Below are 11,397 nucleotides of genomic sequence, written 5' to 3' on the forward strand. Positions count from 1 at the left end.
ATGAGTGACGCACCCACACGGCGGGAATGGGTCGGCCTCGGCGTACTCGCTGTCGGCCTCGGGCTGATCGTGCTCGACGGCACGATCGTCGGTGTCGCCCTGCCGGCGATGATCAGCGAGCTGGGCCTCGCCCTCGCCGACGCGCAGTGGGTCAACAGCCTGTATGCCGTCGTGCTGGCTGCGCTGCTGCTGTCGACCGGCAAGCTCGCCGACCGCTGGGGCCGCAAACGGCTCTTCCTGGCCGGACTCGCCATCTTCATGGGGGGCAGTCTGCTCGCGGCGCTGTCGACCTCGGCCGGCCCGTTGATCGGCGCGCGGGCGGTGCAGGCCATCGGGGCCGCGCTGATCATGCCGTCGACGCTGTCGACCGTCAACGCGGTCTTCCGCGGCAGGTACCGCGCCGCGGCCTTCGGCGTCTGGGGCGCCGTCATCTCGGGCGCCGCGGCGATCGGGCCGCTCGCCGGCGGTGCACTGACCCAGTGGACGACGTGGCACTGGATCTTCTTGGTGAACCTGCCGCTGGGCGCGATCGTCTTCATCGCGGCCGTGTTCGCGGTTCCCCAGACGCGTGGCGGCACACCGCGACCGGGTGCCGATGTCGACGGCGCACTGCTGAGCGGAATCGGCTTCGGTGCCCTCGTGTTCGCGGTGATCGAGGGCCCGCAACTGGGGTGGTGGACGCCGCGGGGCGAGTTCACGCTCTTCGGATGGCGCTGGCCGTCGGATGCGCCGGTCTCGATCGTTCCGATCGCGCTCGCTGTCGCGGTGGTCGCGCTGACGCTGTTCGTGATCTGGGAACGCCACCGTGAGCGTGTGCAACGCTCGGCGCTACTCGATCTGCGACTGTTCACGTTCGCGACCTTCTCGTGGGGCAACGTCACCGCCGCCATGGTGGCGATCGGTGAGTTCGCGCTGCTGTTCGTGCTGCCGCTGTACCTGATCAACGCTGTGGGCCTCGATGTGATGGGGGCAGGTATCGTCCTGGCGGCCATGGCGCTCGGGGCTTTCCTCTCGGGAGCGGCTGCGCGCCACCTCGCCGTGCGGTTCGGTGCCCCGGGGGTGGTGCTGATCGGACTGGGACTGGAGGTCACCGGCATCCTGGTGCTCGCGGTCGTGATCCATTCCGACACCGCCGGGTGGGCGATCGCGCTGCCCCTGGTCGCCTACGGACTCGGGCTGGGTCTCGCCTCGGCGCAGCTGACCGGAACGGTGCTGCGCGACATCCCCGTCGGAGTGTCGGGGCAGGCCTCGGCGACGCAGAGCACCGTGCGGCAGATCGGCTCGGCGCTCGGTACGGCGTTCTCGGGCGCCGCACTCGCGACCGCGCTGGCGGTCACGCTACCCGCGTCGCTGAGCGCCGCCGGCATCGGTGGCGCAGAGGCGGAAAGGCTCGCGGATGCCACGCGGGAGTCGGCCGGGACCACGATCGCGCAGCTGCGCGCGCAGGGCGGGGCCGGTCCGCTCGGCGAGCGGACATCGAGCGCTGTCGAGGCGCTGGCGAGCGGATTCGCGGATGCCACACGCTGGTCGATGCTGTTCGCGGCGATGTTCCTGGTGCTCGGCCTGATTGGTGCGCTGCGGCTGCGCGCCGCCGCACGGCGGTCGGAAGAGGGTTCCGCGGCCGAACTGGAGGCTCGTCATGCGGCGGATGCCCGTCGTATGCCCGACGCGGAGATCCCCCCGGGCGCCTAGGCGTCCGGAGGGATCGTCTTCCGCGCTGCGGCGGGTGCAGGCGGCCTACTTGTTGAAGGCGTCCTTGATGTCATCGCCGACCTTCTTGGCATCCGCCTTGGCCTGGTCGAGCTTTCCCTCGGCCTTGAGCTTGTCGTTGTCGGTCGCGTCGCCGATGCTCTCCTTCGCCTTGCCGACGAGCTTCTCGGCGTTGTGCTTGGCGTCGTCCATGGCTCCCATGTCGGGCTCCCTTCATCGTGGGCGGGGTCGCCGCCCGGCGTGATCTGACGTCGTCAGCGTCTCATCGGTGAGACGGGTGCTCAACGGGATTGACACACAGAGAGGTGCGCGTTATGAGGGGTGTTCCTGCGCGGCTCGGAGGGAGACCGTTGCGGTACATCTCCCTCCGAGCCTGCAGCAACCCCATGTGGTCCTTCACGGGAGGGAGCGGAGTCCGTTGGCTCCGCGGGTTCCCTCCCTCAATGTGAAGGAGCATGCCCTGTCGTTCTCGCCGATCCCCGTCAGCGAAGGAAACTCCCCAGTATCCGAAGATCAGTGCATGCGGCTTGGTCTCTTCCCCAGTAGCGCCCCCAGAGAGCGTGGGAGATCAACCGCGATCATCCTCTCACCGATGCGCCGATTTGTCCCCCTTTTGGGGGACAAATTTCGTCGAAACTGTGTATGCTGATCTCGACGCACCCTCCGGTCGTCTTCGGCCCTCATCGCTCCCCCCGCGATGAGGGCCATCACTTTTCTTGGGACGTGCGTCGCCGTCTCGGACGTGTGTGGCTTCGAATCCGGATGCAACGTTTAGGTCACCATCTGCTGAGTGCTGTTGTCGGGCGGGTCGCCTGGGATAGCGTTAGCGCAGTCGGTGCATCCTGCGTCGGCATAGCAACAAGCAGAACGGCAGTAAATGAGCACCCAGGGCACGGTCAAGTGGTTCAACTCGGAGAAGGGCTTCGGCTTCATCTCCCCCGACGACGGAGGCGCCGACGTTTTCGCGCACTACTCCGCCATCCAGTCTTCCGGCTACCGCTCGCTCGACGAGAACCAGCGCGTTGAGTTCGATGTGGCGCAGGGCCCCAAGGGCCTGCAGGCTGAGAACATCCGCCCTCTCTGAGGCGTGATCGAACTCCCCGGCGGACGCTGACCCAGCATCCGCCGGGGAGTTCTGTGTTTTCGGAACGCTACCCCAGAAGCAGGGGCCGCAGATCGGCGGCCGTCGCGGCGATCGCGATCGCGCCTTCCGCTTCGGCAGCGTCGCCGAAGCCCCATGCCGAGAAGATCACCGGGATGCCGTGTTCGGCGGCCCCGTCGACATCGTGATGGCGGTCGCCGATCAGTACCGGCCGAGAGACGTCCACCCCGGCGGCCGAGAGACGCTCCAGCGCCTGCGCGATGACGAATGCCTTGCCGTCATCGTTGCCGACCTGGCCGACCCGAGCTCCGGAGATCGCGGTGAACAACGGCGTCAGGGTGTAGTGGTCCAGGATCGCGCGCACCTGGTTCTCGGGCTTGGTGCTGGCCGTCGCCTGCGGAATGCCCGCCGCATGCACGGCGTGCAGCACGTCTTCGACGCCCGGATAGATGTCGACGGATGCCGCGTACCCGTCGGCTGCGGCCAGGGCGCGGTACCGCTGGACGGCCTCCTCGGCCTGTTCGCGGTCCATGCCGGCCAGTCGCTGGAACGACTCCAGCATCGGCGGTCCGATCCAGAGTGCCAGCGCCGCGGGGTCGGGCTGCGGACGGTCGTAGGACTCCAACACCAGACGCAGACGGGGAAGAATGCCGGCAGAGGCGTCGGCGATCGTGCCGTCGACGTCCCAGAGGATGCAGGTGTAGGGCGAGGGGGACATGAGCCCCACTCTAGGCGGCGGCCCTATGAGCGGCGCCGCCGGCCCGTGACGGGGCCCGTGACGGCGCGCTGTGACTCAGAACAGCCGGGGGACACCCGACTCGATGCCCTTCATGTCCTCGTAATCGAGTACGACGCAGCGGATGCCGCGGTCCTCGGCGAGCACCCGGGCCTGTGGCTTGATCTCCTGAGCGGCGAAGACGCCGGTGACCGGGGCGAGATGCGGGTCGCGGCCGAGTAGTTCGAGATAGCGGGTGAGCTGCTCGACGCCGTCGATGTCGCCGCGCCGCTTCACCTCGACCGCGATCGCGGCGCCGTGGGCATCGCGCACCATCAGGTCGACCGGGCCGATCGCCGTCGGGTACTCGCGGCGCACCAGCGTGGCGCCCTCGCTGATGAGGTCGACCTGCTCGGCGAGCAGTCGCTGCAGGTCGGCCTCGACACCGTCCTTCTGCAGCCCGGGATCGATGCCGAGGTCGTGCGCGGAGTCGTGCAGGATCTCGTAGATCTGCACGCGGAGCGCATCACCGGTCTTCTTGTGCGTGACGCGCCACACCTCGACGACACCCGCGCCGGCCTCTTCGTCGCCGGGTTCCTCAGATGCCAGTGAGCAGGGCGGACTCATCCAGTTCAGCGGCTTGTAGCTGCCGCCGTCGGAGTGCACGAGCAGGCTGCCGTCGCCCTTGTGCACCAGCAGGCGCGTGGCCAGGGGCAGGTGGGCATTGAGGCGACCGGAGTAGTCGACGGAGCAACGGGCGATGACGAGACGCACCCGACGAGCCTACCCGCCGGCCAGGCGTTCGGGTGCGTCGTCGCGGGCTTCGGCTGTCATGCGACGGGTGTCTTCTCGTCGGCACGCAGCGGACGCGCGGCCGCCGAGAACAGGCCCGACAGCACGACGAGCACGACCAGGATGTACAGCGTGTTGAGCAGGCCGATCTGCTCGCTGATCAAGCCCAGCAGCGGGGGCCCGCCGAGGAACGCGACGTACCCGATGGTCGCCGCGGCGCTGACGCGGGCCGCGGCTTTGGCCGGATCGTCGGCGGCGGCCGACATGCCCAGCGGGAATCCCAGCGAGGCACCGATACCCCACAGCGCGGCGCCCAGCAGCACGAGCGGCAGGGTGGGGCCGAGGATGAAGAGCAGGATGCCCGCCGCGGCCGTCGCCGCGAGTACCCGCAGCACGGCCACACGACCGAAGCGATCGACCAGTGGTCCGCCGAGCAGTCGCACCACCGTCATGCCGACCGAGAAGACGGCGAGGGCGAGCGCGCCCATGCCGGGTTCTTGATGGTGACCCTCGACGACACCGAGCGCGATCCAGTCGTTCGCCCCACCTTCGGCGAACGACATGCCCAGCATGACGACGCCGAGCGCGTAGATGCGCGGCTCGCGCCACGCCTCGAATGCGGTGTGCACGCGTTCTCGCCAGTGCGGCTTCTCTTCGGGGGCCGGGTCGAGAGCGGCCTCGCGCACGGGAACCTGGGTATAGCACCCGATTGCCGCGACGAGGATCAGCGCACTGATCAGCGCGCTGTGCGCGGCGACGTTCAGCCCCAGGAGTGCGGCGAGGGCGCCGATGCCGGCACCGATCACTGTGCCGAAGCTGAAGAAGGCGTGGAACACGGGCAGGATCGTCTTGCCCATCTGCTGCTCGATGGCCGTCGCCTCGACGTTCATCATCACGTCGACGGAACCGTTGCCATAGCCGAACAGCATCATGCCGAGCACGACGACCGGTAGCGCACCGAACACGTCGGTGCCCAGGCCGATCAGCAGCACGCCTGCGCCGAAGACCAGCATCATGATGAGCATGCCCGCTCTAGCGCCGGTACGTGCCATCACGAGCGGACCGGTCGAGATGCCGACGATCGACGAGATGCCCATTCCCAGCAGCAGCAGACCGATCTGTGCCTTGTCGATGCCGAGTGCCTCGGCGATGCTGGGCACGCGCGAGGCCCAGGTCGCGATCGACAGACCGCTGGCGAGGAAGATCACGAAGATCGCGGTGCGCCAGCGCACGAACTGCGAACGAGTGAGGGCGGTGTCCATTCCGCCATCGTAATCGAAACGTTTCGATGTCGTGTGCGCAAGCGGGATATCCTCGGAGGATGAGCAGCAGCGGCCGTCGCGCGACCATCGCGGACGTGGCGCGTGAGGCCGGGGTGTCGACATCGACGGCATCCGTGGTCTTCAGCGGCAAGGTCAATGTCGCCGAGGCGACGCGCGAGCGCGTGCTCGCCGCGGCCGACGCGCTGGGCTACGCCGGCCCGGATCCGCGCGCCGCGTCGCTGCGCACGGGCCGCAGTGGCATCGTCGGTGTGCTGCTCGGCGGTGATCTGCGCCATGCCTTCCTCGACCCGGTCACGACGGTGATGATGGACGGCCTGACCGAGGCGATGGCCGCGGACAGCGTAGGTCTGCTGTTGCTGCGCGATGACCCTCGTGGTGCGGAGGCACCGCCGATCGGAGAGGCGCCGGTGGACGCGGTCGTGCTGATCGGCTGCTCGGCCCGGACGCGTTCGGCACTGGACACGGTGCGCCAGCGCGGTTTGCCCGCCGTGGTGATAGAAGGCGACGCCGGACCAGATGTTCCCCAGATCACCCTGAATAACCGCGAGGCTAGTGCCGAGATCGCGCGTCATCTATTCCACTTGGGGCATAGACGGGTGGAGACCATCACGCTGCCCCTGGATGCGGCACGTTCGCGAAGCGCGCTGACGCCCGAGCGCGAGGCGGCCGCCACGGTGGACGTCACGTTGGATCGACTCGCCGGTTTCCGTGAGGTGTACCCGCAGGGCGGTGGCGTCTCGGCGGCCGGAAGCCTGGTCGACGAGGGCAACCATGGCGCGCGGATGCTGCTCGCCGATCCGGACGGGCGGCTACGAGACGACCGGCCGACAGCGATCGTCGCACAGAGCGATCTTCTGGCCGTCGGCGCGATCCGCGCCGCCGAGGAGCTCGGTCTGCGTGTACCGGACGACCTCAGCGTCGTCGGCTTCGACGGCATCTCGGCTGACGGGCTGGGGTCGCGACGCCTGACCACCATCACGCAGCCTGCGCTCGAGAAGGGGCGTGCGGCGGGCACCCAGATCTCGCGGATGCTGGCCGGGGAGCCGGGAGAGTCGGTGCACTTCACGTGCGTTCTGCGCGTCGGGGGGACCTCGGCCGCCCCGCGTGCATGACGCGTCGGTGTCATGCCAGCATATTGCTAGGACGACTTACAAACCCTGCTATTCCGCAGGATTTAGAGGCTCGACAGCGGTCCACAGTTTGTGCATACTTGACGCTTGACGCGCCGCCAGCACTGTGGGGGTGCACGGTTGCGACGTGAGGTGGGGACCTCCGGGCGACTTCGTTAGGGCGACGCGTCGTGATCGCTGGGGGATCAACCATGTTGCATGTTCTGTTGTCGGCTGCCGTCTTGGCAGGCGCCGCCGTGGCCGCTGGTGCGACCATGCACCGCACTGCTCGCTGGATCGACCGCGAGTTCCGCTATGGCCGAGTGCTTCGCACCGTCGTTGCGGCGATCGGCATCGCGCTCGCGACCAGCGCGATGGCCATCGTGCTCACCACCGGGCACGCGCACGATATCGCGGGCCTGTTCGCCTGCTGCGCCAGCCTGCTGCTCGTCGGTGTGCTGTTCATCGCGCCGTACCTGCGCCGAACGGTGTCGGTGACGCTGCGGCCGCGTCGCATCCTCGCGATCGGGGCGCACCCGGACGACCTGGAGCTCGCCTGCGGTGCGACCCTCGCGAAGCTCGTCGACCAGGGGCACGAGGTGCACACCGTCGTGATGAGCCACGGCGCGTCGGGCGGCGACGAGCACACGCGCGCATTGGAGGCGCGCAACGGGTCGCTGTACCTTCGAGCCACGACCGTCAATGTGCTCGACTTCGAGGACACCGCGTTGCGTGAGCACGAGCAGGGCATGATCGCCGCGATCGAGCGTGCGATCCGCGACGTACGCCCGGATGTCGTGCTCACCCACTCGGCGCATGATCAGCACCAGGACCACCACGCCGTCCACCAGGCGACCATGCGCGCCGCGCGACAGTGCCCATCGATCCTCTGCTACGAGAGCCCGTCGGTGACCCGCTCGTTCTCGCCGGAGTTCTTCGTCGACGTCTCGACCCACGTCGACGTCAAGGTGCGCGCCATTGAACTGCACCGCGACCAGCGGAACAAGCCATACATGACCGGCGCGCGTGCGCGCGCGACCGCCGCGTTCCGCGGGGGCCAGGCCAGGGTCGGCTTCGCCGAGGGGTTCGAGGTCGTGCGCCTCGAGGCGTCGGCGATCGGCGAATTCTGATGCGCGTTCTGCTCACGGGCGTCGGAGGCCCTGCCGGGCGCTCGCTCGCCCGGCAGCTCTCAGCGCGCGGCCACTGGGTTGCCGGAACCGACCTGCGCGACACCGGTGCTGAGGTGGATGCGTTCCGTCGGGTGTGCGCCGTGTCGGACCCCGCGTACCTGCCGACCCTCCACGAACTCGTGGGGGAGTGGAGCGTGGATGCTGTCATCCCGAGCATCAGCGAGGAACTGCCCCTACTCGCCGGCCAGCACGCGCTCCTTCCGGTGCCGGTCCTGATCGGCTCGCCCGATGCCGTCGGGACGGCCGACGACAAGCTGCTCACCGCGCAGCGATTGCAGCAAGCGGGGGTTCCCGTGCCGCGATTCGCCGGCCCCGCGGACTTCCCGTCTGCCGCGGACGCCGTGAGCGCCCTTGGGGGACCGGTGATCGTCAAGCCGCGCGTGGGGCGGGGAGGACGTGGGGTACGACTGCTCGACGTGTACGAATCCGCCGGGCCCATCGCCGAGGGCTACTGGGCCGATCTCGACGAGGGGAGCATCGTGCAGGAGTTCGCACCCGGCGCGGAGTACGCGCCGGTGCTCTTCCGCGACATCGACGGCGCGTTCCCGGTCTGCACGGTCCTGCGCAAGACGGCGTTGAAAGACGGCGCCGTCGGCAACGCGGTCTCGGTTGTGCGCGTCGAGGGCACAGAAGATGACGACGTGAGATCGGTCGCTCGCGCCGCCGCCGAAGCGCTTGATCTGCACGGTCCGATCGACATCGACGTGCGTCGCCGCGCGGACGGGATGCCGGTGGTGCTCGAGATCAACGCCCGCTTCGGAGCGAACAGCGCTCATGCCCCGGAGCTGCTCGATGCCGCGCTCGCGTCTCTGTCGGAACGTACCGCGGCCGCCCGCGTATGAGTCTGATGCAGGTCGTTCAGACCATTGCGATCCTGCTGTTCGCGGTGAGTGTGGTCAAACTCGTCTTCGTGCCGCTGGCGCTGTGGTTCGAGGCGCGTCTGCGCACGACCCCGTGGCGCCGTGCGCGCCTGAAAGCGGGGCCTGGCCCAGGAGTGCGCGGGTTCGCGGGAAGGTCCGCGCGACGGCGCAGCTCACGACACCTGCGGTACCTGGACGGCACCACGGTGTCGGTCATCATCCCGGCGTACAACGAGGGCATCGTGCTGCGCAATTGCGTTGACTCGGTGATGCGCAGCGACTATCCGCATGTCGAGGTGATCATCGTCAACGATGGCTCCACCGACGACACCGGCGACGTCATGGCAGACATCGTCCACCGGCATCCGAGCGTCCGCGCCATCCATCAGGCCAATGCGGGCAAGGGGGCCGCTCTCAACCGGGGGATCGCCGAGGCGAGCGGTGACGTGCTGCTGTTCGTCGACGCTGACGGCCTGTTCACGCCACGCACGATCGACTGGTTGCTGGTGGGGCTCTCATCACCGGACGTCGGCGCGGTCTGCGGCGACGATCGGCCGGCGAACCCCGACCGGCCGCTCACCCAGATGCTCTCGGTGATGAGCCACGTCGGTACCGGGCTGGTCCGCCGCGCCCTCTCGCTGCTGCACTGCCTACCGATCGTCTCGGGCAACATCGGTGCCTTCCGCGCATCGCTCGTGCGCGAGATCGGCGGTTTCCGCGAAGACACCATCGGCGAGGACCTCGAACTCACCTGGCGGGTGTACGCCGCGGGCTACCGCGTGGTCTTCCAGCCCCGCGCCATCGTCTACGCCGAATCGCCCTCGACCATGCGCGGACTCTGGCGTCAGCGGGTGCGCTGGTCGCGCGGACTGCTGCAGACGACACGCATCCACTGGCGCCTGATCGGCAATCCGAACCACGGGGTGTTCGGTAGCTTCCTGGCTCTGAACACCTTCGCGATGATCATCGCGCCCCCCTCACAGATGGTCGTGCTGATCGCGCTTGGCGGGGCCCTTCTACTCGAGCCACAGCCCGCCGCTCCCGAGGTGATGGCCGTGCTGTCGTGGCTAGGGGTCTTTCTCAGCCTGGCACTGGTGCTGCTCGCGATCGTGTTGAACGCGGCCTGGCGCGACCTGCGCTACCTGTGGACGCTGCCGTTCTGGCCGATCTACTCGATGGCGATGGGGCTGACCATGGTCACCGCGCTCGTGCAAGAGGTGCGCGGTGCCCCGGCCCGCTGGAACAAGCTGCAGCGCACCGGTGTGGTCACCGGCGGTGCGGTTGCGGGCATGGTCCCGGTCGGGAAAGCCGCCTGATGCCAGAGGCGTCCCCGCTGCACTCCTGGCGTCGGTCTCTCCTCGGCACGCTGGCGCTCGTCGTTCTGGTGGGAGCCATCGCCGCCACCGCCGTGCTCGCCACACGGGGTGCGCCCGCCGCGAGCCCGACGCCCGTGCCGTCGTCGCCATCGTCGGAGCCGGCACGCACCGCAGCGGCCGCGCCGACACCGACGCCCGAGCCCATCACGACGACGTGCCCATCCGAGACGGCCCCGCCACCGGCATCCGACATTCCCGCCCACCGGGCGGTCAACTTCGGCGTCGAGGACCTCGTCGACGAACGCCCCGGCCACCTGGAGGCGCTCGCCGAGAGACTCGACCAGGTCGGCGCCAACACTGTCTCGATCTCGGTCGGGCGACTCGACTGGATCGAGTTCCCCTGGGCCGGCAACGAACGCAACCAGTCGTCGGATGTCATCAAGACCGGTCGCGACTACGTCGGCGAAGCCGTGAACGTCTTCCGCTGCGCGCCGGACGGCACCAGCCGTACCGTCATCCTCGGCATCGACACGTTGTTCGGGCGCGACATCCAGCGCGGCACGGTACCGGCCGGGCAGACGGTGGGGGGATGGTCATCCGACCTATTCGCGAGCCTGAGCGCCTGGAAGAGCGATGAACTGAGCAGCCGCCTGATCGCGCTCGCCGAAGAGCTGGCAGTGCGCTACCAGCCCGATGCCATCAACATCACCGAGCTCTTCTTCGACACCACCGTGTACGGGCCGGCCGATCTGGTCGACTTCCGCAGCGTCAGCGGGATGAACGACTGGCCGCGACGCGACGATGGCGGCGTCGACGCACATCACCCGGCGGTGACCGCATGGAAGACCGACGCCCTGACAGGGGTGCTCGCCCAGCTCGATCAGGTGCTCACCCCGCACGGTGTCGAACTGACCGCCGACGTGCGTGGCCCGCTCGACGTGCACACGCCCACGCGCGCCGACATCGGACAGGACTACCCCCGCATGCTCGAGCACGCCGATCGCCTGAACGTCTGGGACTTCCCCGGGGTCAACCAGTGGATCGGGGTGCTCGACGCGAATGACTACGCCTCCGTGCTGTTCGGTCCGGCTCCCGAGAGATACTCGCTCGAGATCGGGCTGTGGCTCGGCGGTGGCGCGATCTCGCCAGACGTGCTTCGCAAAGAACTGGCGGTGGCGAGCGACTTCGGCATCCGCTCCGTGTCGGTGACACCCGCTTCGTTGATGACCGATGCGCACTGGAACGTGCTGCAACAGGAATGGCGCGAGAAGGCCACCCCGTAGACTGAGAGGCGAAACCTCCCTCCGCGCCGGAAGGCCC

At 68.6% G+C, this 11,397-nt stretch carries 11 protein-coding genes; 7 read left to right on the forward strand and 4 right to left on the reverse strand.

What is annotated here, in order from left to right:
- On the forward strand, positions 1-1,692 hold the full coding sequence (locus tag PTQ19_RS00205; protein WP_274367993.1) for an MFS transporter: 1,692 nt from the start codon (positions 1-3) through the stop codon (positions 1,690-1,692).
- A gap of 45 nt (positions 1,693-1,737) precedes the next feature.
- Here the strand turns inward: PTQ19_RS00205 and PTQ19_RS00210 are convergent, their stop codons facing one another.
- Positions 1,738-1,911: a CsbD family protein gene (locus tag PTQ19_RS00210; RefSeq protein WP_179409525.1), complete on the reverse strand. Its 174-nt coding sequence runs from the start codon at positions 1,909-1,911 to the stop codon at positions 1,738-1,740.
- A gap of 676 nt (positions 1,912-2,587) precedes the next feature.
- On the opposite strand from PTQ19_RS00210, the gene PTQ19_RS00215 reads away from it, so the two are divergent.
- The gene (locus PTQ19_RS00215; RefSeq protein ID WP_136034351.1) at positions 2,588-2,794 is read left to right on the forward strand and encodes a cold-shock protein; all 207 of its coding nucleotides are present in this window, start codon (positions 2,588-2,590) and stop codon (positions 2,792-2,794) included.
- Positions 2,795-2,861: 67 nt separating this feature from the next.
- On the opposite strand, the gene PTQ19_RS00220 is transcribed toward PTQ19_RS00215, so the two are convergent.
- The 3 genes from PTQ19_RS00220 to PTQ19_RS00230 all read right to left on the reverse strand — a co-directional run bounded on the left by PTQ19_RS00220 (position 2,862) and on the right by PTQ19_RS00230 (position 5,581).
- Entirely contained in the window at positions 2,862-3,530 is a 669-nt protein-coding gene (locus PTQ19_RS00220; RefSeq protein WP_274367994.1) for an HAD hydrolase-like protein, read from the reverse strand.
- Between the two features lie 75 nt (positions 3,531-3,605).
- Positions 3,606-4,301, reverse strand: a complete 696-nt coding sequence (gene nucS, locus PTQ19_RS00225; protein ID WP_179409523.1) for an endonuclease NucS — start codon at positions 4,299-4,301, stop codon at positions 3,606-3,608.
- Between the two features lie 56 nt (positions 4,302-4,357).
- A complete protein-coding gene (locus tag PTQ19_RS00230) occupies positions 4,358-5,581 on the reverse strand; it encodes an MFS transporter (protein WP_274367995.1) in 1,224 nt (407 codons plus the stop codon).
- A 59-nt stretch (positions 5,582-5,640) separates the two neighbouring features.
- On the opposite strand from PTQ19_RS00230, the gene PTQ19_RS00235 reads away from it, so the two are divergent.
- The 5 genes from PTQ19_RS00235 (at position 5,641) to PTQ19_RS00255 (ending at position 11,360) form a co-directional block, all read left to right on the forward strand.
- On the forward strand, positions 5,641-6,714 hold the full coding sequence (locus PTQ19_RS00235; RefSeq protein ID WP_274367996.1) for a LacI family DNA-binding transcriptional regulator: 1,074 nt from the start codon (positions 5,641-5,643) through the stop codon (positions 6,712-6,714).
- Positions 6,715-6,923: 209 nt separating this feature from the next.
- Entirely contained in the window at positions 6,924-7,841 is a 918-nt protein-coding gene (locus PTQ19_RS00240; RefSeq protein ID WP_274367997.1) for a PIG-L deacetylase family protein, read from the forward strand.
- The gene (locus PTQ19_RS00245; protein WP_274367998.1) at positions 7,841-8,743 is read left to right on the forward strand and encodes an ATP-grasp domain-containing protein; all 903 of its coding nucleotides are present in this window, start codon (positions 7,841-7,843) and stop codon (positions 8,741-8,743) included. Before PTQ19_RS00240 ends, PTQ19_RS00245 begins: the two co-directional genes overlap by 1 nt.
- A gap of 5 nt (positions 8,744-8,748) precedes the next feature.
- A complete protein-coding gene (locus tag PTQ19_RS00250; RefSeq protein WP_274367999.1) occupies positions 8,749-10,077 on the forward strand; it encodes a glycosyltransferase in 1,329 nt (442 codons plus the stop codon).
- Positions 10,077-11,360 carry a hypothetical protein gene (locus PTQ19_RS00255; protein WP_274368000.1) on the forward strand — a complete coding sequence of 428 codons (1,284 nt, stop codon included), beginning with the start codon at positions 10,077-10,079 and terminating at the stop codon, positions 11,358-11,360. Before PTQ19_RS00250 ends, PTQ19_RS00255 begins: the two co-directional genes overlap by 1 nt.
- The last annotated feature ends 37 nt before the right edge of the window (positions 11,361-11,397 follow it).

The organism is Microbacterium esteraromaticum (assembly GCF_028747645.1).
Lineage (GTDB): Bacteria > Actinomycetota > Actinomycetes > Actinomycetales > Microbacteriaceae > Microbacterium > Microbacterium esteraromaticum_C.

What these genes read in the sequence shown, in the direction of transcription:
- PTQ19_RS00205 (WP_274367993.1), top strand. Translation starts at nt 1, where the DNA reads ATGAGTGACGCACCCACACGGCGGGAATGGGTCGGCCTCGGCGTACTC.
- PTQ19_RS00210 (WP_179409525.1), bottom strand. Translation starts at nt 1,911, where the DNA reads ATGGGAGCCATGGACGACGCCAAGCACAACGCCGAGAAGCTCGTCGGC.
- PTQ19_RS00215 (WP_136034351.1), top strand. Translation starts at nt 2,588, where the DNA reads ATGAGCACCCAGGGCACGGTCAAGTGGTTCAACTCGGAGAAGGGCTTC.
- PTQ19_RS00220 (WP_274367994.1), bottom strand. Translation starts at nt 3,530, where the DNA reads ATGTCCCCCTCGCCCTACACCTGCATCCTCTGGGACGTCGACGGCACG.
- PTQ19_RS00230 (WP_274367995.1), bottom strand. Translation starts at nt 5,581, where the DNA reads ATGGACACCGCCCTCACTCGTTCGCAGTTCGTGCGCTGGCGCACCGCG.
- PTQ19_RS00235 (WP_274367996.1), top strand. Translation starts at nt 5,641, where the DNA reads ATGAGCAGCAGCGGCCGTCGCGCGACCATCGCGGACGTGGCGCGTGAG.
- PTQ19_RS00240 (WP_274367997.1), top strand. Translation starts at nt 6,924, where the DNA reads ATGTTGCATGTTCTGTTGTCGGCTGCCGTCTTGGCAGGCGCCGCCGTG.
- PTQ19_RS00245 (WP_274367998.1), top strand. Translation starts at nt 7,841, where the DNA reads ATGCGCGTTCTGCTCACGGGCGTCGGAGGCCCTGCCGGGCGCTCGCTC.
- PTQ19_RS00250 (WP_274367999.1), top strand. Translation starts at nt 8,749, where the DNA reads ATGCAGGTCGTTCAGACCATTGCGATCCTGCTGTTCGCGGTGAGTGTG.
- PTQ19_RS00255 (WP_274368000.1), top strand. Translation starts at nt 10,077, where the DNA reads ATGCCAGAGGCGTCCCCGCTGCACTCCTGGCGTCGGTCTCTCCTCGGC.